The following is a 26,195-nucleotide window of genomic DNA, read 5'->3' as shown; positions in this document are numbered from 1 at the left end:
CGGTCAGCCCGCGAGCGAGACCTCCTTGATGCGCAGCTCGTCGCCGGTCGACGAGTTGGGCTCGTAGGTCACGCGGTCGGCGAGGCCGAGCATGACCGTCTGGTGCGCGATCGGGGCGAGCGCGACGACGTTCTCACGCTCGTACGCGAACACATCCTCATACGCCGCCTGGCGCTCGTCGCCGGTCAGGGTGCGTGCCGTGGTGATGAGCTCGTCCAGACCCGGGTCACCGAACTCGGCCTGCGCTCCGCCGGTGAGCATGTACTGCTCGACCGTGAACTGCGCGTCACCCGCCTGGTTGCCGTGCTGGATGAGCATCGAGATGGGGCCCTCGTTCGTGACGAAGGGGCTCAGCTGGTACTGCAGGTGCTGCGTCGTGTCGACCATGCGCAGCTCGACGTTGAGACCGGCGGCGGCGAGCTGCTCGCGCAGGACCTCGCCGAGTTCGCTGACCTTCGGGAACTGCGCGGTGCGCACCGGCATGAGGATCTTCGTGTCGGTGGGGACGCCGTCTGCCGCCGCCTCCTCGACGAGGGCCTTGGCCTTCTCGGGGTCGTACTCCCACGGCTCGAGGTCGGCGTTGAACCCGACGATGCCCTCGGGGATCAGCTGTGCGGCGACCACGTCGCCATCGGGGTAGAGCGATGAGACGATGCCCTCGCGGTCGATCGCGTAGTTGATCGCCTGGCGGATGCGGATGTCGTCGAGCGGCGCGGTCTGGCCCGAGAAGCGCAGTGCGATCGTCTCGTTGTTGGGGTAGCTGACGCCCAGGTCGCCGATGCCGTCTTCGGCACTGAGGCCGAGGGAGATGTCGGCTTCGCCGCTGGTGATCATCGCGGCACGGACGGTGCCCTCCGAGCGCCACTGGTACTCGACGGACGCGAACTCCGGAGCGTCGCCCCAGTAGTCGTCGTTGCGGTCGAGGGTCAGCTTGGTGCCGGCCTGCCAGTCGGCGATCGCGTAGGGGCCGGTGCCGATGGGCTCGCGCACGAACTCGGTGTTCGAGGTCTCGGGCGAGACGATCTCGATGAACGAGAGCTTGAGCGGAAGGATCGGGTCGGGGCTCGGCGTGGTGACCGTGAGGGTCGTGGCGTCGGTCGCCTCGACCTCGAGGTCGTCGTCGCCGAAGATGTAGCCCTCGACGTTGCAGCCGAGGTCGCCGTTGACGGCGCGATCGATCGAGTAGGCGGCCGCCTCCGCGTCGAACGGAGTGCCGTCCTGGAAGGTGACGTCGTCGCGCACGGTGAACGTCCACTCGGTGTCGCCGGTCTGCTCCCACTCGGTGGCGAGCAGGGGCTCGAGGTCTCCGGTCGACGGGTTGCGCTCGACGAGCGGCTCGGTCACCGTGCTGCGCACGACCACGCCGGTCGAGGTGAGGTTCGCGTCGCACGCCTCGAGCGTCGGCGGCTCCTGAGTGAGCACGACGCGCAGGGTGTCTTCGGCGCCGCCCTCGCCGCCGTCTTGCGACTCCGAGTTCGCGACCGAGCACGAGGCGAGCAGGGCGATCGATGCGATTCCAGCGGTGACGGCAGAAGCCCGGGCCGCTCTGCGTCGGGGGGAAGAAAGCTTCATCGGTTCCTCCAGGTAGGGGGCGGTCGAGGCCCACGATGGCACTCGGCTCGTTGTGAATGTCGCAGACGGTTCAGTGAGCCGTCAACCGATGCGTCGGGTGCATCGGCGGCCGGGGTCGGGCACGAACGCCCCAGCGCATCCTCGGGCTCGGATGCGATCCGCGGCATTCCGCCGATCTCCGGCCATGGATTCACCGCACGCATCAATCCATGCAACTTCGCTTATGGAACTGCATCGTTGGCTGCCCCTAGTCTCGCGCCATGACGAACTTCCCCGATTCCCCGTCTTCCGCAGCTCCCGGCACCGTCGCCCAGGCGGGGCCTCTGCTCGACTCCCTCGAACGAGTGCTGCAGGACGAGTACTCCGTCGTGCGGCTTCCCGACGACGCCTCGACCCTCGATCCGGCGGATGCCGCGAAGGTGCGCGCCGTCGTCACGAGCGGCCGCAACGGAGTTCCGTCCGCTCTCATGGCGGCGCTGCCGAACCTCGAGATGGTCGCGAACTTCGGGGTGGGGTACGACACGACCGATGTCGCCCAGGCGGTGGCGCGCGGCATCCAGGTGACCCACACCCCTGACGTCCTCACCGACTGCGTCGCCGACACCGCGCTCTGGCTCATGCTCGACGTCTTCCGGCGGTTCGGGGCCTCCGAGCGGTTCCTCCGCGAGGGTCGGTGGGAGTCGGGCGGGTTTCCGCTGACGCGTCGATTCTCGGGCAGCACCGTCGGCGTGCTGGGCCTCGGCCGCATCGGCCAGGCGATCGCGCATCGCGCCGCCGCCTTCGACACGACGATCCTCTACACGACCCGACGCCCGGTCGAGGGGGTGCCGTGGGAGCACGTGGCATCCGCCGTCGATCTCGCGCGCCGAGCGGACGTGCTCGTCGTCGCGGTTCCGGGCGGGGCCTCGACCGAGAACCTCGTGGATGCCGACGTGATCCGTGCCCTGGGCCCCGAGGGGTTCCTGGTGAACATCGCGCGCGGATCGGTCGTCGATGAAGGCGCGCTGATCGCCGCTCTCGAAGCAGGCGAGATCGCCGGCGCCGGTCTCGACGTGTTCGCCCACGAGCCGCACGTGCCGCAGGCGCTGATCCGTGATGACGTCACACTGCTGCCCCATGTCGGCAGCGGCACCCATGAGACCCGGCGCGACATGCGCGATCTCACGCTGGCGAACCTCCGCGCCCACCTCGCGGGGCAGCCCCTGCCGACGCCGGTGCCCGAGATGTCTCGCGTCTGATGCAGCGACGGTATTGATCCATCCACCATTTGGTTTGTAGGCGCATCGTTTCACGCATAGCGTGACGAATGTTCAGATCCGAGCCGGACTCCGGCGCGACACCCCAGGAGTGCACCGTGGCACGATTCACGCCCACCGAGCTGGCCGACCACCTTCGCGAAGGCCTTCTCTCGTTCCCTGCGACGGCCTTCACGCCCGAGCTCGACGTCGACGAGAAGCGCTACCGCGAGCATGTCGAGTGGCAGGCCGGGTTCGGCGTCGCCGGTCTGTTCGCCGCCGGCGGCACCGGCGAGGGCTTCAGCCTGGATGCCGCCGAGTCGGCCGCGGTCGTCCGCGCGGCCGTGCAGTCGTCGCGGCCCGAGGTGCCGGTGCTCGCGTCGGCCGGCGGCTGGACCCGGCACGCGATCGCCAACGCCCGCGCCGCCGAGGAGGCCGGCGCCGAGGGCATCCTCGTGCTGCCGCCCTACCTCACCGAATGCGACCAGCGGGGTCTGCTCGAGCACGTCTCGGCGATCGCCTCGGCGACCCGCCTCGCGATCATCGTCTACAACCGCGGCAACGCGATCTACTCGGCCGAGACGATGGCGATCCTCACCGACCGACACGAGAACGTCATCGGGTTCAAGGATGCGACGGGCGACATCGAGCACCTCGCGTCGGTCTACGTCCGCAACGGCGAGCGCCTCTTCTACCTGGGTGGACTGCCCACGGCCGAGACCTACGCGCTGCCGCTGCTGCAGATGGGCATGAGCACGTACTCGTCGGCGATGTTCAACTTCGTGCCGGAGTTCGCCCTCGAGTTCTATCAGGACGTGCGCGCACAGGATCGCGCGGCGGTGACCGAGAAGCTGGGACGCTTCGTGCTGCCCTACATCGCGATCCGCGATCGGGGTCGTGGCTTCGGCGTCTCCATCGTCAAGGCCGGGCTGCGTCTGACCGGCCGCGGCGTCGGGCCGGTGCGTCCGCCGCTGCACGACCTGTCCGCGCAGGATGACGCAGACCTCGCGCAGCTTCTCGATCGCGCGGGACTGCTCGAGTCCGTTCCCGTCTGATCCCCGCCGTTCCCACCCTCGACTCCAGGAGAGTGACATGACCGCCACCGTCCTCACCGGGCACTCCTCGATCGCCGGACGATCCGTGCCCGGCTCCGGCTCGGCACTGCACGCGATTGCGCCCGACACCGACGAGCAGCTCGACCCGCCCTACTCGCAGATCGACGTCGATCAGCTCCGCGAGGCGACGGCCGCGGCCGCTGAGGCCTTCGTCACGTTCTCGCGCCTCGAGCCCGAGACCCACGCGGCCTTCCTCGAGACGATCGCCGACGAGATCGAGGCGATCGGCGACGCGCTGATCGAGCGGGCGATGCAGGAGACCGGGCTGCCGCAGGCACGCCTCGCCGGAGAGCGTGCGCGCACGACCGGGCAGCTGCGTCTGTTCGCCGAGGTCGTCCGAGCCGGCGAGCACCGGGGCGCGCGCATCGATCCGGCGCGACCCGACCGCACGCCGGTGCCTCGTGTCGACATCCGTCAGCGCAAGATCCCTCTCGGGCCGGTGGCGGTGTTCGGCGCGTCGAACTTCCCCCTCGCGTTCTCGACCGCCGGCGGAGACACGGCATCCGCCCTGGCCGCCGGCTGCCCGGTCGTGTTCAAGGCGCACAGCTCGCACCCCGGCACGAGTGAGCTCGTGGCGTCGGCGATCGCCCGCGCGATCGATGCGAACGGCCTGCCCCCGGGAGTCTTCTCGCACATCTTCGGGCCGGGGCGCAGCGTCGGACAGGCGCTCGTCTCCGACCCGGAGATCCAGGCGGTCGGCTTCACCGGTTCGCGCGAGGGCGGTCTGGCGCTCGTGCGCACCGCGCAGGCGCGGCCGGTGCCGATCCCGGTCTACGCCGAGATGAGCTCGGTCAACCCCGTCTTCATCCTGCCCGGCGCGCTGTGCGGCGATGTCGCCGCGCTCGCCGCGGGATACGTGCAGAGCGCCACGGGATCGAGCGGGCAGCTGTGCACGCAGCCCGGGATCGTGTTCGTCCCGCGCGGCGAACAGGGCGATGCCTTCCTGCAGGCGGTGTCCGAGACGCTGCGCGCGGCCACCGGGCAGACCATGCTCTCTCCGAGCATCGCCGCCGCGTGGCGCGAGGGCGTCGAGACGAGGGATGCCAACGCTGAGGTCCTCGCGAGGGGGACCGACGGCCAGGGGCCGCATGCTCCTGCGCCGGTGATCCATGCCTCCGACCTCGACTCGTTCGAAGACAACCACGTGCTGCACGAGGAGATCTTCGGCGCCGCCTCGCTGGTGGTGCGCTATGGCGACGTCGCCGAGCTGGTCGCGGCCGCGTCGCGGCTGGAGGGCCAGCTCACTGCCACGCTGCAGCTCAGTGCCGACGACCACGAGCTCGCGGCCGCCCTGCTGCCGGTGCTCGAGCGCAAGGTCGGGCGCATCCTCGCGAACGGCTGGCCCACGGGGGTCGAGGTCGGGCACGCCATGGTGCACGGCGGGCCCTTCCCGGCGACGAGCGACTCGCGCACGACGAGCGTCGGAACCCTCGCGATCGATCGCTTCCTGCGCCCGGTCGCCTACCAGAACATCCCCGACGAGCTGCTGCCCGAGGCGCTGCGCGACGCCAATCCCTGGCACGTCCCGCGTCTCATCGACGGACGGCGCGAGGCGTCGGCATGAGCGCCGTTCCCACCATTGAGCGGGTCGAGGTCGTTCCGGTCGCCGGCCACGACTCGATGCTGCTGAACCTCTCGGGCGCCCACGGGCCGTTCTTCACCCGCAACATCGTCATCGTGACGGACTCCGACGGGCGGGAGGGACTCGGCGAGGTTCCCGGCGGAGAGTCGATCCGCCGCACCATCGTCGAGGCCGGCGAGACGCTCGCGGGCCAGCCGGTCGGTCGATACCGTTCGCTGCTGCGGTCGATCGCGACCCGCTTCGCCGACCGCGACGCCGGTGGCCGCGGACTGCAGACGTTCGATCTGCGCACCACCGTGCACGCGGTGACCGGTGTCGAGTCAGCGCTCCTCGACCTCCACGCGCAGCACCTCGGAGTGCCCGTCGCCGAGCTGCTCGGCGACGGCCAGCAGCGCGAGAGCGTGCCGATGCTGGGTTACCTGTTCTTCATCGGCGACCCCGACCGCACCGACCTCCCCTATGTCCGCGAGAGCGGCGACGGCTGGGAGAGCGTGCGGCGAGAAGAGGCGATGACGGCGGATGCCGTGGTGCGCCTCGCTGAAGCGGCGCAGGCGCGCTATGGCTTCTCGGACTTCAAACTCAAGGGCGGGGTGCTCGACGGCGAAGTCGAGGCCGACGTCGTGACCGCCCTCGCCCAGCGATTTCCCGAGGCGCGCATCACGCTCGACCCGAACGGCGGGTGGCTGCTCGAGGATGCGGTGCGCATCGGTCGACGGCTGCGCGACGTGCTCGCCTATGCCGAGGACCCGTGCGGTGCGGAGGGGAGGTTCTCGGGCCGAGAGGTCATGGCCGAGTTCCGACGGCGCACCGGACTGCGCACGGCGACCAACATGATCGCGACCGACTGGCGCGAGATGGCGCACGCCATCCGCTCGGATGCCGTGGACATCCCGCTCGCAGACCCGCACTTCTGGACCATGGCCGGGTCCGTGCGGGTGGCGCAGCTGTGCAACGACTTCGACCTCACGTGGGGGTCGCACTCGAACAACCACTTCGACATCTCGCTGGCGATGTTCACGCAGGTGGGTGCCGCGGCGCCCGGCGAGATCACGGCGCTCGACACGCACTGGATCTGGCAGGACGGCCAGCAGCTGACGGTCGATGCGCCCGAGATCCGCGACGGCGCGGTGCGTGTGCCCGACCGGGCGGGGCTCGGCGTGACGATCGATCGCGCGCGGCTCGAGGAGGCTCACGAGCTCTATATCGAGCACGGCTTGGGTGCGCGAGACGACGCGATCGCCATGCAGTACCTCGTGCCCGACTGGCGGTTCGACAGCAAGCGGCCCTGCCTCGTTCGCTGACTGATTCCCCGTTCAGAGGAGTAATCCCGCCCTCTGCGGGTGCGTCGACGAGTGACGATCATGTTACGAGATCGAGGATCGCGCGCATCCTGGGGTAGAAAAGTTCCACCAGTACAGTTGTACATTGCACTGTCATGGGGTTCTATGGAAACCATTCGCAATGGCGCTAACGACAGAAAGGTCTGGTCCTGTGACCACATCGAAGAGGCTCCCCGGGTTCATCGCCGCGGCCGCCGCATCCGCTCTGCTCATCACCGGCTGCTCCGCCGGAGGGGGCGACTCCGACGCCTCTCAGGCCGGCACCGACGGCACCCCGCAGGCGGGTGGCACGGTGCACATGCTGCAGAACGCCGACTTCTCGTACCTCGACCCCGCCCGAGGGTTCGACGGCGGCGTCAACGCGTTCTACCGCCTCATCTACCGCGGCCTCACGATGCAGGCCGCCGGTGACGCCGACGACCCCAACAAGATCGTCCCCGACCTGGCCGAGTCGCTCGGCGAGGCGTCGGACGACGGTCTCACCTGGACGTACACGCTCAAGGACGACATCTTCTTCGACGACGGCACCCCCATCACCTCCCAGGCGATGAAGTTCGGCATCTCGCGCTCGTGGGACCCCCAGGTCGGCATCGGCTCGCCCTACCTGCGCCAGGTCATCGACGCCCCCGAGGGCTACCAGGGTCCGTACGTCACGGGCGACCTGCCCACGATCGAGACGCCCGACGACAAGACGATCGTCTTCCACCTGAAGAAGCCGTTCCCCGAGTTCGACAACGTGCTCGCGCAGCCCAACGCCGTGCCCTTCCCCGAGGGCACCGGAGCCGGCGACGAGTTCATCAACGACATCATCGCGTCGGGCCCGTACACGCTGGCCGACTACACCCCCGGCAGCTCGATCGTGCTCGAGCGCAACGAGTACTGGGACGACGCGACCGACGACGTGCGCAAGGCCTACCCCGACAACTGGGAGTTCGAGATCGGCATCGACGCCGCCACGATCGACGAGCGCATGATCGCCGGTCAGAGCGACGACCAGAACGCGATCGCCGGAACGGTCAGCGCGGCCACCCTGCCTCGACTGCAGACGCCGCAGCTGAAGGACCGTGCGATCACCGCCGACGCCTTCTGCACGACGTACATGTCGATGAACACCACGAAGGCGCCGTTCGACGACGTGAACGTGCGCGACGCCGTCAACTGGGCGATCGACCGCTCGGCGCTCGTGAACGCCTCGGGCGGCACGCAGCTCGCCGACCCGGCGTACACGATCATCCCGCCGGTGGTCTCGAGCTTCAAGGACTTCAACCTGTGGGAGAGCGACGGCGACAAGGGCGACAGCGAGAAGGCCCAGGAGCTGCTCGACGAGGCCGGTCTGTCGGACGGCTTCGAGTTCACGCTCGACATCCGCTCGCAGCCGCTCATGCAGGGTCAGGCCGAGGCGATCCAGCAGGCGCTCGAGCCGCTGGGCATCACGGTGAACCTCAACGTCATCGACACCTCGATCTACTACGAGACGATCGGCACCCCGGCGCAGCAGCACGACGCCGCCATCACCGGATGGTGCCCGGACTGGGCATCGAGCGCCAGCACGATCATCCCGCCGCTGTTCGACGGACGGAACATCTTCGAGAAGGGCAACTCCAACCTCGCCCAGATCAACGACCCGGCCATCAACGACCGCATCGACGAGATCACCGCGATGACCGACGTCGACGAGGCGAAGACCGCGTGGGGCGACCTCGACGAGCAGATCATGGGCCTGTCGCCCATCGCGCCGCTCGTGTTCAGCAAGGGGATCTTCCTGCCCGGTGAGAACGTCGCCGGCTACTACCCCAGCACCAACCTCACGGACCTGACGATCATCGGTCTCAAGGACCCCTCGAAGGGCTGAGCATGACCTTCAGCTCGACATCGCTCGAGTCCGAAGCCACGCCGGCGGGTGACTCCAGTCTCGAAACGACACTGGAGTCACCCCCGGCCTCTGGCCGGCGGCTGCTGCGCGCGTTCCTGACCGACTGGGGAGCGATGCTCTCCAGTGCCTACATCCTCCTCATCATCCTGATGGCGATCTTCGCTCCGCTGCTGACGATGCTGAGCGGATGGGGGCCGTACCAGTTCGACCAGTCGGCGATCGACCCGAACCTCGGAGCGATCCCGATCGGCCCCTTCGGCGGCATCAGCGCGGAGCACTGGTTCGGCGTCGAGCCGGGCAGCGGCCGCGACATCTTCGCCCGCATCGCCTACGGCGCCCGCGTCTCGATGACCGTCGCCCTCTCGGCCACGCTGCTCACCACCGTGATCGGCGTCGTGATGGGCCTCCTCGCCGGATACTTCGGCGGACTCATCGACCTCGTGGTCTCCCGCGTCATGGAGTTCCTGATGGCGTTCCCCGCCCTCATCTTCATGATCGCGATCCTCTCGGCCCTCCCCGCCGACAACCGCGTCTTCCTGCTGGTGGTCGTCATCTCGCTGTTCGGATGGCCCTACCTGGCCCGCATCGTGCGCTCGCAGACGCTCTCTCTGAAGGAGCGGGAGTTCGTCGAGGCCGCGAAGGCTTCCGGCGCATCGAGCGGTCGGATCATCTTCCGCGAGATCCTGCCCAACCTGCAGTCCACGATCATCGTCATGGCGACGCTCGCGGTCCCCGGCTACATCGGCACCGAGGCCGGGCTCTCGTTCCTCGGCGTCGGCGTCGTTCCGCCCACGCCGAGCTGGGGCCAGATGATCGCCGCCGCGACCCCCTGGTACGCCGTCGATCCGATGTACTTCGTGATCCCCGGTACGTTCCTCTTCCTGCTGGTGCTCTCGTTCACCACCCTGGGCGACCGCATCCGCACCATCGCCACCAGTGGGGAGGCCCGCTCATGATCCGCATCGTCGGCTCACGTCTGCTCGGCATGCTCGTCGTGCTGTTCCTGGTGACGCTGTTCACCTACGCGATCTTCTTCCTGCTCTCGGCCGACCCCGCGGTGCAGATCTGCGGCAAGAACTGCACGCCCGAGCGCATCGAGCAGATCCGACTCAACCTCGGGCTCGACCAGCCGTTCTGGACCCAGTTCTGGGGCTACGTCGGCGGTCTGTTCACCGGACGCACGTTCATGGTCGCGGGTGCCCCGGTCGAGTGCCCGGCTCCGTGCCTCGGCTACTCGTTCCAGTCGAGCCAGCTCGTGAGCGACATGATCGTGCAGCGACTGCCCATCACGGCGACCATCGCGATCGGCGCAGCGGTGCTCTGGCTGCTCGGCGGAGTGGTCGCCGGCGTGCTCAGCGCCGTGAAGGAGGGGAAGTTCCTCGACCGCTTCTTCGCCGGACTCACGCTCGCGTCGATGTCGATCCCGAACTACGTGCTCGCCCTCGCGCTGCAGTTCATCTTCGTGGTGGCGCTCGGCTGGCTGCCGTTCCCGCAGGCGGTGAAGTTCTCCGACGACCCGGTGCAGTGGTTCCTCAACTTCATCCTCCCGTGGATCGTCCTCGCCGTCGGGTATGCGGCGGTGTACACGCGCCTCACCCGCGCGAACGTCATCGAGACGCTGCAGGAGAACTTCGTGCGCACCGCGCGGGCGAAGGGTCTGCAGCCGGGACTGGTCTGGCGGCGTCATGCGCTGCGCCCTGCCCTCACGCCGATCGTCACCATCTTCGGGATGGATGTCGCCGGTCTGCTCGGCGGCGCGGTGATCACCGAGACCGTCTTCGGCCTCAACGGCGTCGGCAAGCTCACGGCCGACTCGATCACGTCCAACGACCAGCCGGTGATCATGGCCGTCACCCTGCTGTCGGCGTTCTTCGTGATCATCGGCAACATGGTCGTCGACCTGCTGTACACCGCGATCGATCCGCGCGTCCGAACGGGGGCCTCCGCATGAGCGACATCGAGAACACCGCCGGGGCGCCCGCGAGCGGCACGGGCAGCGGTCCGCTGCTGTCGGTGCGCGACCTCACGGTGTCGTTCCGCACCGCACAGGGTCCGGTGAGCGTGGTGAAGGACCTCGAGTTCGACGTGCCCCGCGGGGGTGCGCTGGGCATCGTGGGCGAGTCGGGTTCGGGCAAGTCGATGACGAGCCTCGCGATCATGGGGCTGCTGCCCAAGGGCGGCACGGCCACCGGTTCGGTGCGCTTCGACGGCACCGAGCTGCTCGGCGCCCCGGAGCGCGAGACGCGGCGGATCCGCGGCGACCGCATCGCGATGATCTTCCAGGATCCGCTGTCGTCCCTGAACCCCTATTACAAGGTCGGCACGCAGATCGCCGAGGCCTACCTCTCGCACCGCAGCGGCGTCTCGCGCCGGCAGGCGCGGGCGGTCGCGATCGAGGCGATGGAGCGGGTGCACATCCGCGACGCCGCGCGCCGGGTCGACCACTATCCGCACCAGTTCTCGGGCGGCATGCGACAGCGCATCATGATCGCCATGGCGCTGAGCATGGAACCCGACCTGATCATCGCCGATGAGCCGACCACTGCGCTCGACGTGACCGTGCAGGCGCAGATCCTCGATCTGCTCGACGAGATCCGCGGCGAGACCGGGGCCGGGCTCATCCTCATCACCCACGACCTCGCGGTCGTCAGCGAGGTCACCGATCAGATCGTCGTGATGCGCGCCGGCGAGACCGTCGAACGCGGACCCGTCGAGCAGGTCTTCAGCGACCCGCAGGCCGACTACACGCGCCGGCTGCTCGACGCGGTGCCGCGTATCGACGACGAGATCGGAGTGCTGCGCACCACCGAGATCACGGTGCCCCACGACGAGAGGAGCGCACGATGAGCGCCCACACGCCTCTGTTCCGCGGCACCGACCTGGTCAAGGAGTTCTCGACCGGATCGGGCGGCCCCCTCGGGAAGTCGAAGACGTTCCGCGCGGTCGACGGCGTCTCTCTCGAGGTGCGCCGGGGCGAGACCCTCGCCGTGGTGGGCGAGTCGGGATCGGGCAAATCGACGACAGCGCGTCTCGTCGCGCGGCTGATGGATGCCACCAGCGGCACGCTCGAGTTCGAGGGCGCCGACGTGACCACGGCGAAGGGCGGCGAGCTGCGGGAGTTCCGCGGCGCCGTGCAGGTGATCTTCCAAGACCCCTACTCGTCACTGAACCCCAAGCACACGGTCGAGCGTCTGGTGACGGCGCCGCTGGTCTACCAGGGGCGCAAGATCCCCGGCGGCGCCCGCGCCTTCACGCGCGAGCTCATGGAGCGCGTCGGCCTCAACCCGATGCACTCCGAGCGCTATGCCGCGCAGTTCTCCGGCGGGCAGGCGCAGCGCATCGGGATCGCCCGCGCGCTGGCCGTGCGTCCGAAGCTCGTCATCTGCGACGAGGCCGTGTCGGCGCTCGACGTGTCGGTGCAGGCGCAGGTCATCAACCTGCTGCGCGACCTGCAGTCCGACGAGGGCTTCGGATACCTCTTCATCGCACACGACCTCGCCGTGGTGCGTCAGATCGCCACCAGGGTGGCGGTGATGTCGCAGGGTGCGATCGTCGAGACGGGCTCGCGCGACGAGATCTTCGAGCGCCCCGAGCACGAGTACACGAAGACCCTGCTGCAGGCCGTGCCGCGCATCAATCCCGACTGGGATGCCCGACGCCGCGCGGCCGAGGCGGCACGCGGGGGTCGGAGCGCGGATGCCGTGGCCGCGGCGTCCGCCGTGCAGCAGGCCGGACCCGCCGCATCGAACCCGGAGGACCCCCGATGACCCGCACCGCGACCGCGCAGTACATGCTGCCCGGCATCCGCGTCCGCGAGTACCGCACGACGGTGCCGCTCGACTGGAGCGCTCCCGACGGCGAGACCGTCGAGCTGTTCGTGCGCGAGCTGGTCGACCCCGACGTCGACACCGCCGATCGCCCGCTGCTGACCTATCTGCAGGGAGGGCCGGGCGGGGCCAACCCCCGCCCGCTCGGCCGCGACGGGTGGATCGACGAGGCGCTGCGCGACTACCGCGTGGTGCTCGTCGATCAGCGCGGAACCGGGCTCAGCACACCGCTCGATGCCGCGATCGTCGCCGAGCGCGGCGAGGCGGGCGGCGAGTACCTGGCGTGCTTCCGCGCCGACTCGCACGTGCGCGACCTCGAGCACGTGCGCGAGCACCTGTACGACGGCAGACGCTGGGCGACGCTCGCGCAGAGCTTCGGCGGGTGGATCACCCTGACCTACCTGTCGTTCGCGCCCGAGGGGCTCACCGCGAGCTACATCTGCGGCGGGGTGCCCGGCATCCCCCCGCGCGCGAGCGAGGTGTACCGCCGCACGTTCGACCGCGTCGAGGCCAAGACCGCCGAGTTCTACCGCCGGTTCCCCGACGACGAGCGCGCCGTCGCGCGCATCGCCGATCGGATCGCGGAGGGCGACGTGGTTCTGCCCGACGGCGATCTGCTGACCGTGCGGCGGTGGCAGTCGCTGGGGATCGACTTCGGCATGAAGCCCGGCTTCGAGCGGCTGCACTGGCTGGTCGAGAAGGCGTTCGTGCGTCCGGGCCAGCTGTCGACGGCGTTCCTGCAGGACGTCATGACGCTGTCGTCGAGCGCGGGCAATCCGCTGTTCTGGACGCTGCAAGAGTCGATCTACGGCGATCCCGACAGCGGGCCGACCGCCTGGGCCGCCCAGGCCGAGCGCGAACGGCGTCCGCAGTTCGACGACGACCGTCGGCCGCTGCTCTTCACCGGCGAGATGGCGTTCCCGTGGATGTTCGACGACGTGCGCCTGCTGCGGGGGTTCCGCACCGCCGTCGACCAGCTCGCCGCCAAGACCGACTGGTCGCCGCTCTACGACCGTGCAGCGCTCGCCCGCAACGAGGTGCCGGTGGCTGCGGTCGTCTACTTCGACGACATGTACGTCGACGCCGGTCTGCAGCTGCAGACGCTCGAGGGCCTCGGGTCCTCGCAGTACTGGGTGACCAACGAATACGAACACGACGGGATCGGCTCCGGCCGCACGCTGACGCGACTGAGAGACCTCGTCCGAGACCGCGGAGGAGAGCGCGCATGAGCGAGACGACCACCGGAGCACGCCCGCCGTATGCCGGCACCCGGTACCCCAGGCTGGCGGAGATCCCCGCCTTCCGCGAGTTCATCGCGCAGGGATGGGACGACGTGCCGACCCGGCCCGACCTCCCCGTCGGAACAGCGCACGCGGCCGCGGCCCACCGCGAGCGTCTGAGCGCGGCGATGCCCGGCGAGACGCTCGTGCTGAGCTCGGGCATCGCGCCGGTGCGCAACGACGACTCGTCGTACGGGTTCCGTGCCGACAGCAGCTTCGTCTGGGCGAGTGGATGCCAGGCCGAAGACGCCACGCTCGTGATGTGGGCGCGTCCCGGCGGGCACGATGCCGTGCTCTACATGCCCGCGCCGTTCCGCCCGGGCGACGACGGCTTCTTCAGCAACGCGCTGCATGGCGAGCTCTGGGTCGGGCCGTCGGCCGGACTCGCCGAATGGGCCGATGAGCTGCAGATCGCGGTCGAGCCCCTCGAGGCGCTCGCCTCCCGCGCAGCCGACCTGCGCGGTGCACTCGCCGCGCGCTCCGCCGCAGCGCTGGCCGTCGAGCACGACCTCGCGATCTCTCCCGACCTCGAGCGCACGCTCTCTCGCCTGCGCATGATCAAGGACGAGTGGGAGATCGGTCAGCTGCGTCTGGCGATCGACGCGACCGTCGCGGGATTCGCCGCCGTGGTGTCGGAGATTCCCCGTGCGATCGCCGACGGTGGCGGCGAGCGCTGGCTGCAGGGGACCTTCGACCGGCACGCCCGCACGCACGGCAACGGCCCCGGGTACTCGACGATCGTCGGCTCGGGCTCGCACGCGCCGATCCTGCACTGGGTGCGCTGCGACGGGCCGATCCACCCCGACCAGGCGCTGCTGCTCGACATGGGCGTCGAGGCCCGCTCTCTCTATACGGCCGACGTCACCCGCACGGTGCCGGCGCAGGGATCCTTCAGCCCCGCCCAGCGCGAGGTGCACGACCTCGTCGAGAAGGCGCATCGCGCGGGACTCGAGCAGATCCGCCCCGGCACGCCGTACCTCGACTTCCACTTCGCCTCGATGCAGGTGGTCGCCCAGGGACTGCACGACTGGGGGCTGCTTCCGGTCTCGGTCGATGAGGCGCTCTCTCCGCAGGGGCAGCAGCACCGGCGCTATCTCGCGTGCGGCATCGGCCATCATCTCGGACTCGACGTGCACGACTGCAGTCAGGCGCACTACGAGGACTACATGGGCGCCGATCTCGAGCCCGGCGTCGTGATGACGGTGGAGCCGGGTCTCTACTTCCACGCGCACGATCTGACCCTGCCGCCCGAGCTGCGCGGCATCGGCGTGCGCCTCGAAGACGACATCCTCGTCACCCCCAGTGGATCGGACGTCCTCTCGGACGGGCTCCCCATCGACGCCTCCGGCATCGAGGAGTGGACGCGGCGGCAGTGGGAGGCGCGATGACCCGCGGTCAGATGCAGGCCCGAGTCGCGGCCGACGCCGACGACACGGCTTCGCCCACCGGCATCCTCTCGGCCGCGCAGCTGCGGCCGTTCCCCCTCGATCGGGTGCGCCTCGGTGACGACAGCGTCTTCGCCCGCGCGAAGAACCAGATGCTGCACCTCGCCCGCGTCTATCCCGTCGACCGCCTGCTCGCCGTCTTCCGCGCGAACGCCGGGCTCGACACCCGCGGCGCGTCGGCTCCGGGCAACTGGGAGGACTTCGGGCACCCGCGCGAGCAGGCGTGGGGCGAGCACGACTACCCCGGACGTGAGAACGCGCAGACGGCGAACCTGCTGCGCGGACACTATGCCGGGCACTTCCTCTCGATGCTCTCGCTCGCCTACGCGGGAGAGCGCGACGAGGCGCTGCGCGCGAAGGTCGACGAGTTCGTCGCCGGCCTCGGCGAGGTGCAGCGTGCGCTCGCCGCGACGGGTCGCTACTCGCATCCCGGATTCCTGGCCGCCTACGGCGAGTGGCAGTTCTCGCGCCTCGAGGACTACGCCCCGTACGGCGAGATCTGGGCGCCGTACTACACCACGCACAAGATCATGGCGGGCCTGCTCGACGCGTACGAGCTGACCGGCAGCGCCGAGGCCCGCGACATCGCGGTCTCGATGGGGCACTGGGTGGCGCACCGGCTCACCCGCCTCGAGCATGACCGCATCCAGCGCATGTGGTCGCTGTATATCGCCGGCGAGTACGGCGGCATGAACGAGACCATGGCGCGACTGAGCGTCGTGGCCGACGAGCCGCTGTTCCTCGAGGTCGCCCGTCTCTTCGACCAGGACGACCTGATCGCCGCCGGCGCCGAACGACGCGATGTCCTCACCGACATGCACGCGAACCAGCACCTGCCGCAGCTCATCGGCTACCTCCACGAATACGACCTCACCGGCGACCGGCGCTATCTCGACGCCGTGCTCGGACTCTGGGATCAGATCGTGCCCGGTCGCATGTTCGCCCACGGGGGCACCGGCGAGAGCGAGCTGTGGGGTCCGCCGCACACCGTCGCCGGCGACATCGGCCATCGCAACGCCGAGACCTGCGCCACGTACAACCTGCTCAAGCTCGCGCGTCAGCTGTTCTCGCTCACCCGCGAGCCCCGGTTCATGGCCTACTACGAGCGCGGGGTGCTGAACCACATCCTCGCGTCGCGTCGTGACGTCGACTCCGACACGAGCCCCGAGGTCGCCTACATGTTCCCGGTCAACCCGGGCACGGTCGCCGAGTACGACAACATCGGCACGTGCTGCGGCGGCACGGGACTCGAGAACCACGTGAAGTACCAGGACACGGTGTTCTTCACCGCGGCCGACGCCCTCGCGGATCCCGAGCTCTGGGTCAACCTGCTCGTGCCCGCGACCCTCGACTGGCGCGAGCAGCACGCGACCGTGCGGATGCAGACCACCCAGCCACTCGGCGGCGCGACCGAGCTGCGCATCGACGGCATCGCCGACGGCACGACGCTCACGCTGCGCATCCGTGTGCCCGAGTGGGTGGTCGAGCCGCCGACCGTGCGGATCGGCGACGAGGCGATCTCGGCGCCGATCGACGGCGGCTACCTGGTCGTGCGGCGGTCGTGGACCTCGGGCGAGGTGCTGCGCATCGAGACGCGCGCCTCGCTGCGGGCCGTGTCGACGCCCGACGACCTCGCGCTGCAGTCGATCGAGTTCGGACCGACCGTGCTGGTCGCGCGCTCGGACGCGACGACCACCCTCGACCTGGCGCTGACCCAGCGGCGCAGGCTCGACGGCTCGCTCCTCGCCGACGACGCCGATTCCGCGCATGCGGTCGAGCGCGCACTGCGGGCCGACGGCGCCGTGCACATCGCCGGAGTGCGGTTCGCACCCGTCTGGACCGGCAGCGACGAGCGGTACCACATGTACGTGCGCGCCTCCGGAGACAAGATCGGCTTCGTCGGAGCCGACACCGACGTGCCGGTGCGCACACGAGACGACGGCTCGTCTCTGCTCGACGACATCTGGCGGGAGCCCGCGGCGCAGACGCGCGCGGCGTTCCTCGACCGGGTCGCCGAGACGGCGACGGCCGCCCGCCGAGACGGCCTGCTCTCGCAGACCGAGCTCGTCCGCGTGCTGGAGGCGGCGGCCGCAGCCGATGTCGACGCACAGGGCGGCATCCGCCGCAGCACGGTCGTCGACACCGGGAGCGCTGCCGTGGGCTGGCGCGAGAGCGTCGACTCCGACGGCATCCGTCTGGTCGAGTGGCACGTGCCGCGCGGCCTCGCCGACGCGCCGATCGCTCCCGCGGTCGCGATCACCACGGGCCTCCTGCCCGCGCCGTCGGGCTGGTTCACCGAGGTTCCGATGATCGCCGTGCAGGCCGACGACCTCGCCGGGGTCGGCGGCCTGCACGTCGAGGTGTCGCTGGGCGACGGGGAGTGGATGCCGTACGACGGCCCCTTCTCGCTGCCGGGTGACGGAGAGCACCGCGTGCGCGCCCGAGCGACGGACGCGTCGGGGGCCACGGGCCACGCGGCCCGTGACATCGCGGTCGACACCGGGGCGCCGCTCTCGACGGCCGCCGTGCGCCGGCTCGGATCGAGCGTCGAGATCACGCTGACGGCGACCGACGAGGTGTCGGGTGTGGAGCGCATCCAGTGGGAGGGCCCCGGCACGTTCTGGGCCACGTTCCAGGAGGCCTTCGTGCGCGCTCTCTCCGACGAGGAGCAGATCATCGAGTTCGCGGCGACCGACCGGGCGGGCAACGAGGAGCCCCGGCAGCGGCTGATCCTGCCCGCACGAGGGGATCTCTCGTGACGAGATCCGCCGGGTCGTGGACAGATGCGCTCGCGCCGACTAACATTGCAATTGTACTTACCGTTCACTCTGGTGCCGAGGGGCGCCGACAGCACAGGAGTTCTCTCTCATGACCGAAAAGAAGCCGTGGCACGGTGTCAACCTCGCCACGACCCTGCCGATCAACCCCGACTTCTCGGTCAACTACGACGCATACGCCGAGCACATCCGCTTCACCACCGACAACGGCGTCACGGGCATCATCCCCAACGGCTCGCTCGGCGAGTACCAGACCCTGACCGAGGACGAGCGCAAGCAGGTCTACCTCACGGCCGTCGAGGCCTCGCCCGAGGGCGTCGCGGTGATCCCCGGTGTCGGCGCCTACGGGGCCCTCGAGAGCGTGCGCCTCACCGAGCACGCCGCCGAGCACGGAGCACCGGCCGTCATGCTGCTGCCCCCGAACGCGTACCGCGCGAGCGACGAGGAGGTCGTCGACCACTACCGCCGGGTCGCCGCGGTCGGCCTGCCGATCCTCGCCTACAACAACCCGATCGACACCAAGATCGACCTGCGCCCCGAGCTGCTCGCGCGCCTGTTCGACGAGGACCTCATCGTCTCGGTCAAGGAGTTCTCGGGAGACGTGCGCAACGCCTACGCGATCCGCGAGCTCGCACCCGGCCTCGACATCTCGATCGGCTCCGACGACGTCGTGCTCGAGCTCGGCATCAACGGCGCCCTCGGCTGGGTGGCGGGCTACCCCAACGCGATCCCGGCCTCCACGGTCGAGCTCTACAACCTCTCGACCTCGGGCGACCCGGCCAGCTGGGCCAAGGCGCACGAGATGTACCGCGACCTGCACCCGCTGCTGCGCTGGGACTCGAAGACGTGGTTCGTGCAGGCCATCAAGCTCTCGCAGGAGGTCGCCGGAGTCGCGCCCGCGGGCATCACGACCCGCCCGCCCCGCCTGCCGCTTCCCGACGAGGTGCGCACGCGTATCATCGCCGACACCGAGGCCGTCCTGGCCAAGGGCTACCGCTGATCCGGAGACACACCACATGCGAGCACAACGCGTCTTCCACGCCGTCGACTCCCACACCGAGGGGATGCCGACGCGCGTGATCGTCGGCGGCGTCGGAACGATGCCGGGCGCGACGATGGAGGAGCGCCGGCAGTGGTTCATGGCGAACAGCGACGACGTGCGTCTGCTGCTGATGAACGAGCCACGCGGCCACAGCGCGATGAGCGGGGCGATCCTGCAGCCGCCGACGCGACCGGATGCCGACTTCGGCGTGCTCTACATCGAGGTGTCGGGCTGTCTGCCGATGTGCGGGCACGGCACGATCGGGGTGGCGACCGTGCTCGTCGAGACGGGCATGGTCCCGGTCGTCGAGCCGGTCACCACGATCCGCCTCGACACGCCGGCGGGGCTCGTGATCGCCGAGGTGCAGGTCTCGGAGGGCCATGCCGACAGCGTGACGCTGCGCAACGTGCCGTCTTTCGTCGTGGCGCTCGACCAGGTCGTCGACGTGCCGGGGCTCGGCGCCGTGGAGTACGACCTCGCCTTCGGCGGCAACTTCTACGCGATCGTCTCGCTCGAGCAGATCGGGCTGCCGTTCGACCGGGCGCACAAGGACGAGCTGCTCGCGGCCGGTCTCGGCATCATGGCCGCCATCGAGCAGGCGGGCGAGCCGGTGCATCCGGTCGACCCGACCATTCGCGGCTGCCACCACGTTTACCTGAAGGCGCCGGGATCGACCGCGCAGCTCTCGCGTCACGCCATGGCGATCCACCCCGGCTGGTTCGACCGGTCGCCGTGCGGCACCGGCACGAGCGCGCGCATGGCGCAGCTGCACGCGCGGGGCGAGCTCGACCTCGACCAGGACTTCATCAACGAGTCGTTCATCGGCACCCGCTTCACGGGACGCCTCGTCGAGACGACCGAGGTCGCCGGCATCCCCGCCGTCATCCCCACCATCACCGGCCGGGCGTGGGTGACGGGTACCGCGCAGTACATGCTCGACCCGAGCGATCCGTTCCCGCAGGGATTCGTCCTGTGAGCTCGTCGCCCGCGGCGTCCGTGCCGGTGATCGGGGTCGACGAGATCGACGCGGCGCTCGACCGTCGCGGCGCCGTCGAGGCGATCACCGCGGCGCTTCGCGAAGGCGTCGACATCGAGTCGGACGCTCCGCGCCTGTTCAGCCCGCTCGACAGCGGCGAGTTCCTGCTCATGCCGACGCAGTCGCCCGAGCACGCGGGCATCAAGGTGGTCACGATCGCGCCGGGCAACACCGAGCGCGGCCTGCCGAAGATCCAGGCCTGGTACCTCGTCTTCGACGCCGAGACGCTGAGCCCGCTCGCGATCCTCGAGGGCGCCCACCTCACGACGCTGCGCACGCCGGCCGTCACCGCCGTCGCGATCCGCGGCATGCTGCAGGCCGACGCGCGGGGGGCGCGAGACCGCATCGACTCGCTCGTCGTGCTCGGATCCGGTCCGCAGGCCGAGGCCCACGTCCGCACGCTCGCCGACCTGCTGCCGGTCGGCGGTGTGACCCTGGTCGGGCGCACCGCCGACCGCACCGCAGCGTTGGCCGACCGTCTGCGGGCGGACGGGATCGACGCGCAGACCGGCACCCTCGGCGCCGCGCGCGAGGCCGAGGTGGTCATCGCGGCGACCTCGTCGAGCACGCCCGTGCTCAGTCGGGGCGACATCGGCGATCATGCCGTCGTCGCGGCGGTCGGCTCGCACGGTGCGCAGCGGCGCGAACTCGCGGCGGATCTCGTGCGGGAGTCCGATCTCGTCGTCGAGGCCAGGGCGTCGGCGCTGCGAGAGAACGGCAACCTGCTGCAGGCCCGCGACGCCGACGACTGGCACGCGGGTGTGCAGCCCGTGACGAATCTGCGAGAGTTGGTCGCGGGTGCGTTCGAGCGCCGCGAAGCTCGACCGGCGGTCTACACGGGTGTCGGGATGAGCTGGGAGGATCTCGCCGTGGTGGCGCGGATCCTGAGGCCGGCGGAGAACGCCGATGCATCGCCTCAGAGAGGGAACACAGATGTCCGGAAGTGACACGCGCAGCCTCGTGCGGCTCAGCAAGCAGCCCAGTGTCCGAGACACGGTCACCCGTGCCCTGCGCTCGGCGATCATCAGCGGCGAGATGCAGCCGGGCCGCGTCTATTCGGCGCCGAGTCTCGGCGAGGAGTTCGGCACGTCGGCGACGCCGATCCGCGAGGCCATGCTCGATCTGGTGCGCGAGGGTCTCGTGGTCGCGATGCCCAATCGCGGGTTCCGCGTGACCGAGGTCTCGTCGCACGATCTCGCCGAGGTCACCGAGCTGCGTCTCTTCCTCGAGCCGCCCGCGGTCGAGAAGGCGACGCCGCTGATCCCCGAGTCGGCTTTCGCCGAGCTCCGGAGCAAGGCCGAGGACATCGTCGTCGCCGCCGAGCGCGGCGACCTCGTCGAGTACCTGAGCGCCGACAGCGACTTCCACCTGGCGATCCTGCAATACGCGGGCAACGTCCGGCTCACGCAACTCATCCAGTCCCTGCGGTCGCAGACCCGCCTGTTCGGCCTCGCCGAGCTCTACGAACGCGGCATGCTCACCAGCTCCGCCGTCGAGCACCACGCGATCATGGATGCGATCGAGGCGGGTGACGCGGTGAAGGCGCGCGACCTCATGGTCTCGCACATCGAGCACGTCAAGGGCGACTGGTCGGGTCACACGGTGGGCGACACCCACCCCGCGGAGGCGAACGGCTAGTGGTCTCATCGACAGCGCGCGCCGACGTCGTGATCGTCGGGGCGGGAGTCGTCGGCGCCGCGACGGCCTATTTCGCGGCTGCTGCGGGTCTGCGCACCGTGGTCGTCGAGCGCGGGTCCATCGCCTCGGGCACCAGTAGTCGGTGCGAGGGCAACATCCTCGTCTCCGACAAGGAGGTCGGCCCCGAGCTCGAGCTGTCGCTGTACTCCCAGCGCGTGTGGCGCGAGGATCTCGCCGAGCACGCCGACCTCTGGGAGTTCGAGTCCAAGGGCGGTCTCGTGGTCGCCGGCAGCGCCGCCAGCATGAGCGGTCTGGCGGCGCTCGTCGAGCATCAGCGCGAGCTCGGCATCCGGGTCGACATGATCGACGACAACCGCGGCGTGCGCGAGCTCGAGCCGTACATCAACCCCGCGCTCGTCGGGGGCGCGTTCTACCCCGACGACGCCCAGGTGCAGCCGCTGCTCGCCACGCACCACCTGCTGCGCCTCGCGATCGCGCACGGAGCCGAGCTGCACACGAGAACCGCCGTGCACGGCATCCTCACCGATCGCGGTCGCGCCGTGGGCATCGACACCTCGCTCGGGCGCATCTCGGCGGGAGCCGTCGTGAACTGCGCCGGCCCCTGGAGCGGTGAGGTCGCGGCTCTCGCCGGCGTCCACCTGCCCGTGCTTCCGCGCCGCGGGTTCGTGCTGGTCACCGAGCCCGTGCCGATCACGGTGCACCACAAGGTGTACGCCGCCGAGTACGTCGGCGATGTCGCGAGTTCGGATGCCGGGCTGCAGGTCTCGCCGGTCGTCGAGGGCACCCCGAGCGGAACCATCCTGCTCGGCGCCAGCCGCGAGCGCGTCGGCTTCGACCGGTCGTTCTCCGCCGAGGCCGTGGCGCGCATCGCGACGAGCGGCCTCGGCTTGTTCCCGGCGCTGCGCGACGTGGGCGTGCAGCGCGCATACTCGGGCTTCCGTCCCTACTGCCCCGACCATCTTCCGGCGATCGGCGAGGACGCTCGTCTTCCCGGTCTCTGGCATGCGGCGGGTCACGAGGGCGCGGGCGTCGGCCTCTCGGTCGGCACCGGCAAGCTGCTCTCGCAGGCGCTGCGGTCGCAGAAGACCGACATGGATCTGGCGCCGTTCCGCCCCGAACGACTCGAAGGACTCGCCGCCGCATGACCCGCACGCAGCCCGAACACACCATCGACTTCGACGGTGCGCCCGTGCCGTTCATCCCCGGCCAGACGGTCGGCGGAGCGCTCGCGGGCGCGGGGATCGTCTCCTGGCGCACGACGAGACGCGACCACGCCCCGCGTGGCCTCTTCTGCGGCATCGGGGTCTGCTTCGACTGTCTCGTGACGGTCGACGGAGTGCGCAGCCAGCGCGCATGCCTCGTCCAGGCGTGCCAGGGGCAGGACGTGCGCAGCTCCGACCCCGACGAGCCGCTGCCGCTGCCCGACCCGACAGAAGGGGACGTCTCATGACGGATCCGAGCACCCCGACCGGCCCGAGCGAGCCCGCCGATGTCGCCGTCGTCGGCGCCGGCCCCGCGGGGCTGAGCGCCGCGGTCGTGGCCGCCGAGCACGGCCTGCGGGTCGTGCTGATCGATGCCGCACGCCAGACCGGCGGTCAGTATTGGCGGCATCCCGACGAGAGCCACCGCGAGGCGTTCGCGGCCCCCGAGAGCACGGGGCATCACCACTGGCGGCACTACACCGACCTGCGCGACCGTCTCGCCGCGGGCGTCGCCGCCGGTCGTATCCGCCATCTGGCCGGGCGGCAGGTGTGGCGCACCGATTCCTTCGGTGACCGGCTCGCGCTGCGCACCAGTGCCGTCGGCGGCGCCGATGCACTGCCACCCGTCGAGCGGACCACGTGGGCGCGACGCCTCGTGATCGCGACCGGGGCGTACGACCGCCAGCTTCCCGTTCCCGGATGGACCCTGCCGGGAGTCATGGCGGCCGGCGGAGTGCAGGCGATGCTGAAGGCGAATCAGGTGCAGGCGGGCCGTCGCGCCGTCGTCGCCGGCACGGGGCCGTTCCTGCTGTCGGTCGCCGCGGGGCTCGCCGGCGCCGGGGTCGAGGTCGTCGAGGTCGTCGACGCCAACGCCCTGACGCGCTGGGCGGCCACCCCGCTGCGCGCCCTGCAGGAGCCCGGCAAGCTGTGGGAGGGGGTGCAGTACGCCACCGCGTTCCTCCGTCATCGCGTGCCGTTCCGCACTCGCACGGTGGTCACCGCCGTGCGCGGCGTCGGGAGGGCGTCCGAGGTCGAGCTCTCGCGCGTCGACGGTGCCGGTCGCATCCGACCGGGGTCGTCGCGCACCGTGGCCGCCGACCTGGTCGCCTTCGGGTGGGGATTCACGCCGCAGCTCGAACTGGCCGTCGCTCTCGGACTGCGCACTCGCCTCGACGTCGACGGATCGCTCGTGATCGACGTCGACGACGACATGCGCTCGTCCGATCGCCTCGTCTTCGCCGCGGGCGAGGTCACCGGCATCGGAGGAGCCATCGCCTCGTGCGCCGAGGGCGAGCTCGCGGGCGCCGCAGTGGCCCAGGATCTCGGTCTCTCCGCGGATGCGCGCACGATGGCACGCCATCGCCGGCGGCTGCGGCGCGGTCGGCGCTTCGCGATCGGCATGCACCGGGCCAGCCCCGTTCCCGCCGCGTGGGACGAATGGCTGACGCCCGAGACGCACGTGTGCCGCTGCGAAGAGGTCACCGCGGCAGAGGTGACGGATGCCGTCGACGGTCTGCGCGCCGATGACGCCCGAGACGTGCGGGTCACCGCGCGGCCGGGCATGGGCCTCTGCCAGGGGCGGGTCTGCGGATTCGCGCTCTCGAAACTCGTGGCGACCGGCACCGGCGGCGCAGTCGACGCCGGTGCGCTGGAATCGCTGACCAATCGACAGGTGGGCGTGCCCGTCTCGCTGGGCGACCTCGCCTCGCTCGTGCCGCACCACCCGAACCAGGAGGAGTCATGACCATGCACGACACGTCCGACGACACCGTCGACCAGATCATCGACCGCGCGGTGCGCGCGTCCGAGCAGTGGAAGCGCACCGCCATCGCCGATCGAAGCCGTGCGTTGATCGCCGTCGCCGACGCGCTCGACGAGCAGGCCGACGAGCTGGTCCCGATCGCCCAGCGCGAGACACACCTGGCCGAGGCACGGCTGCGCGGTGAGCTGCGACGCACGACCTTCCAGCTGCGCATGTTCGCCGAGATGCTCCCCGAGGGGCTCTGGCTCGACGCGCGCATCGACCACGCCGACGCCGAGTGGCCGATGGGGGCTCCGCGCCCCGACCTGCGTCGTCAGCTCGAGCCGATCGGCGCCACGCTGGTGTTCGCCGCCAGCAACTTCCCCTTCGCGTTCTCGGTCGCCGGGGGAGACACCGCGAGTGCGCTCGCGGCGGGCAACGCCGTGGTGCTGAAGGCGCACCACGGGCATCCCGACCTCTCCGACGCGACGGCGGCGGTCGTGATCGACGCGCTCGCCGCAGCGGGTGCGCCCGAGGGGCTGTTCCAGACGATCCACGGCACCGAGGCGGGTGTGCGCGCGCTGCGCGCCCCCGGCATCAAGGCTGCGGCATTCACGGGTTCGGTGCGCGGCGGTCGCGCCCTGTTCGACATCGCCGCGAGCCGACCCGAGCCCATCCCGTTCTACGGCGAGCTCGGCAGCACCAATCCCGCGTTCGTCACCCGGCGCGCCGCCGAGCGCGACGCGGCGGGCATCGCCCGCGACTTCGTGGCATCCGTCACCGGCAGCGCTGGCCAGCTGTGCACCAAGCCGGGGGTGCTGTTCGTGCCCGCCGAGTCGTCGATCGTCGCCGAGCTCGGCGCGCAGCAGCTGCCGCCGGCCACGCCGCTGCTGAACGGCGGCATCGAGAGCGGATTCCGCGAGTCGGTCGCCTCGACGCAGGCCGTCTCGGGAGTGCGCACGCTCGCGGGCGGCGCCGATCAGGATGCCGAGGCGCCGTCGCCCGTGCTGTTCACCACGTCTTCGGAGACGCTGCGCGCCGAGATGGACACGCTGATGAGCGAGATGTTCGGACCGGCCGCGCTGGTCGTGACCTACGACGACGAGAGCGAGCTGCTCGAGATTGCGGATCGCCTCGAGGGCCAGCTGACGGCGACCGTCATCGGCGAGGACGACGACGCGATCGCGGTCGACCTGCTGCCGAAGCTGTCGGAGCGGGCGGGGCGGGTGCTGTGGAACCAGTGGCCGACCGGCGTCTCGGTGACCTGGGCCCAGCAGCACGGCGGACCCTACCCCGCCACGACGGCGGTCGGCACGACATCGGTGGGCATGGCGGCGATCACCCGATTCCTGCGGCCCGTGGCCTATCAGAACGTGCCAGACGCCCTGCTGCCGCAGGCGCTTCAGGAGGCGAACCCGCTCGGCATCGCACGACGCGTCGACGGAATCCTGATCTTGCCCTGACGCCCC

Annotated in this window: 21 protein-coding genes; 20 read left to right on the top strand and 1 reads right to left on the bottom strand. The window is 70.3% G+C overall.

What is annotated here, in order from left to right:
- Positions 1–3: 3 nt before the first annotated feature.
- Positions 4–1,572 carry an ABC transporter substrate-binding protein gene (locus AB0N61_RS15660; RefSeq protein ID WP_363365267.1) on the bottom strand — a complete coding sequence of 523 codons (1,569 nt, stop codon included), beginning with the start codon at positions 1,570–1,572 and terminating at the stop codon, positions 4–6.
- A 260-nt stretch (positions 1,573–1,832) separates the two neighbouring features.
- Here AB0N61_RS15660 and AB0N61_RS15655 point away from each other — a divergent pair, with 260 nt between their 5' ends.
- The 20 genes from AB0N61_RS15655 (at position 1,833) to AB0N61_RS15560 (ending at position 26,189) form a co-directional block, all read left to right on the top strand.
- Positions 1,833–2,810: a 2-hydroxyacid dehydrogenase gene (locus tag AB0N61_RS15655; RefSeq protein WP_363365266.1), complete on the top strand. Its 978-nt coding sequence runs from the start codon at positions 1,833–1,835 to the stop codon at positions 2,808–2,810.
- Between the two features lie 116 nt (positions 2,811–2,926).
- Positions 2,927–3,862 carry a 5-dehydro-4-deoxyglucarate dehydratase gene (locus AB0N61_RS15650; RefSeq protein ID WP_363365265.1) on the top strand — a complete coding sequence of 312 codons (936 nt, stop codon included), beginning with the start codon at positions 2,927–2,929 and terminating at the stop codon, positions 3,860–3,862.
- A 37-nt stretch (positions 3,863–3,899) separates the two neighbouring features.
- On the top strand, positions 3,900–5,486 hold the full coding sequence (locus AB0N61_RS15645; protein ID WP_363365264.1) for an aldehyde dehydrogenase (NADP(+)): 1,587 nt from the start codon (positions 3,900–3,902) through the stop codon (positions 5,484–5,486).
- Positions 5,483–6,805, top strand: a complete 1,323-nt coding sequence (locus AB0N61_RS15640) for an enolase C-terminal domain-like protein (protein ID WP_363365263.1) — start codon at positions 5,483–5,485, stop codon at positions 6,803–6,805. The genes AB0N61_RS15645 and AB0N61_RS15640 overlap by 4 nt, the downstream gene beginning before the upstream one ends.
- 190 nt (positions 6,806–6,995) lie before the next feature.
- A complete protein-coding gene (locus tag AB0N61_RS15635; protein ID WP_363365262.1) occupies positions 6,996–8,696 on the top strand; it encodes an ABC transporter substrate-binding protein in 1,701 nt (566 codons plus the stop codon).
- Positions 8,697–8,698: 2 nt separating this feature from the next.
- A complete protein-coding gene (locus tag AB0N61_RS15630; protein ID WP_167947139.1) occupies positions 8,699–9,673 on the top strand; it encodes an ABC transporter permease in 975 nt (324 codons plus the stop codon).
- Complete coding sequence (locus AB0N61_RS15625; RefSeq protein WP_167947137.1) at positions 9,670–10,668, top strand: ABC transporter permease; 999 nt, start codon at positions 9,670–9,672, stop codon at positions 10,666–10,668. Before AB0N61_RS15630 ends, AB0N61_RS15625 begins: the two co-directional genes overlap by 4 nt.
- Positions 10,665–11,564, top strand: coding sequence for an ABC transporter ATP-binding protein (locus tag AB0N61_RS15620; protein ID WP_363365261.1), 900 nt, complete (start codon positions 10,665–10,667; stop codon positions 11,562–11,564). Before AB0N61_RS15625 ends, AB0N61_RS15620 begins: the two co-directional genes overlap by 4 nt.
- Positions 11,561–12,484 (top strand): ATP-binding cassette domain-containing protein, encoded by a 924-nt coding sequence (locus AB0N61_RS15615; RefSeq protein ID WP_363365259.1) that lies wholly within the window; start codon positions 11,561–11,563, stop codon positions 12,482–12,484. The genes AB0N61_RS15620 and AB0N61_RS15615 overlap by 4 nt, the downstream gene beginning before the upstream one ends.
- Positions 12,481–13,773 (top strand): alpha/beta hydrolase, encoded by a 1,293-nt coding sequence (locus AB0N61_RS15610; RefSeq protein ID WP_363365258.1) that lies wholly within the window; start codon positions 12,481–12,483, stop codon positions 13,771–13,773. Before AB0N61_RS15615 ends, AB0N61_RS15610 begins: the two co-directional genes overlap by 4 nt.
- Positions 13,770–15,212: an aminopeptidase P family protein gene (locus tag AB0N61_RS15605; RefSeq protein WP_363365257.1), complete on the top strand. Its 1,443-nt coding sequence runs from the start codon at positions 13,770–13,772 to the stop codon at positions 15,210–15,212. Before AB0N61_RS15610 ends, AB0N61_RS15605 begins: the two co-directional genes overlap by 4 nt.
- Entirely contained in the window at positions 15,209–18,028 is a 2,820-nt protein-coding gene (locus AB0N61_RS15600; RefSeq protein ID WP_363365256.1) for a beta-L-arabinofuranosidase domain-containing protein, read from the top strand. Before AB0N61_RS15605 ends, AB0N61_RS15600 begins: the two co-directional genes overlap by 4 nt.
- A gap of 109 nt (positions 18,029–18,137) precedes the next feature.
- The gene (locus AB0N61_RS15595) at positions 18,138–19,046 is read left to right on the top strand and encodes a dihydrodipicolinate synthase family protein (RefSeq protein WP_167947127.1); all 909 of its coding nucleotides are present in this window, start codon (positions 18,138–18,140) and stop codon (positions 19,044–19,046) included.
- Positions 19,047–19,062: 16 nt separating this feature from the next.
- Positions 19,063–20,064, top strand: coding sequence for a proline racemase family protein (locus AB0N61_RS15590; RefSeq protein ID WP_363365255.1), 1,002 nt, complete (start codon positions 19,063–19,065; stop codon positions 20,062–20,064).
- Complete coding sequence (locus tag AB0N61_RS15585; protein ID WP_363365254.1) at positions 20,061–21,071, top strand: ornithine cyclodeaminase family protein; 1,011 nt, start codon at positions 20,061–20,063, stop codon at positions 21,069–21,071. Before AB0N61_RS15590 ends, AB0N61_RS15585 begins: the two co-directional genes overlap by 4 nt.
- Positions 21,058–21,762 carry a GntR family transcriptional regulator gene (locus AB0N61_RS15580; protein WP_167947122.1) on the top strand — a complete coding sequence of 235 codons (705 nt, stop codon included), beginning with the start codon at positions 21,058–21,060 and terminating at the stop codon, positions 21,760–21,762. The genes AB0N61_RS15585 and AB0N61_RS15580 overlap by 14 nt, the downstream gene beginning before the upstream one ends.
- The gene (locus AB0N61_RS15575; protein ID WP_363365253.1) at positions 21,762–22,928 is read left to right on the top strand and encodes an FAD-dependent oxidoreductase; all 1,167 of its coding nucleotides are present in this window, start codon (positions 21,762–21,764) and stop codon (positions 22,926–22,928) included. Before AB0N61_RS15580 ends, AB0N61_RS15575 begins: the two co-directional genes overlap by 1 nt.
- Entirely contained in the window at positions 22,925–23,233 is a 309-nt protein-coding gene (locus tag AB0N61_RS15570) for a (2Fe-2S)-binding protein (protein ID WP_363365252.1), read from the top strand. The genes AB0N61_RS15575 and AB0N61_RS15570 overlap by 4 nt, the downstream gene beginning before the upstream one ends.
- Positions 23,230–24,729, top strand: coding sequence for an NAD(P)/FAD-dependent oxidoreductase (locus AB0N61_RS15565; RefSeq protein ID WP_363365251.1), 1,500 nt, complete (start codon positions 23,230–23,232; stop codon positions 24,727–24,729). The genes AB0N61_RS15570 and AB0N61_RS15565 overlap by 4 nt, the downstream gene beginning before the upstream one ends.
- Positions 24,726–26,189: an aldehyde dehydrogenase (NADP(+)) gene (locus AB0N61_RS15560; RefSeq protein WP_363365250.1), complete on the top strand. Its 1,464-nt coding sequence runs from the start codon at positions 24,726–24,728 to the stop codon at positions 26,187–26,189. Before AB0N61_RS15565 ends, AB0N61_RS15560 begins: the two co-directional genes overlap by 4 nt.
- Positions 26,190–26,195 lie beyond the last annotated feature (6 nt).

Origin of the sequence: Microbacterium sp. NPDC089320, assembly GCF_040684875.1 — a bacterium.
GTDB lineage: Bacteria > Actinomycetota > Actinomycetes > Actinomycetales > Microbacteriaceae > Microbacterium.
This window is presented reverse-complemented; position numbering and strand designations above follow the sequence as displayed.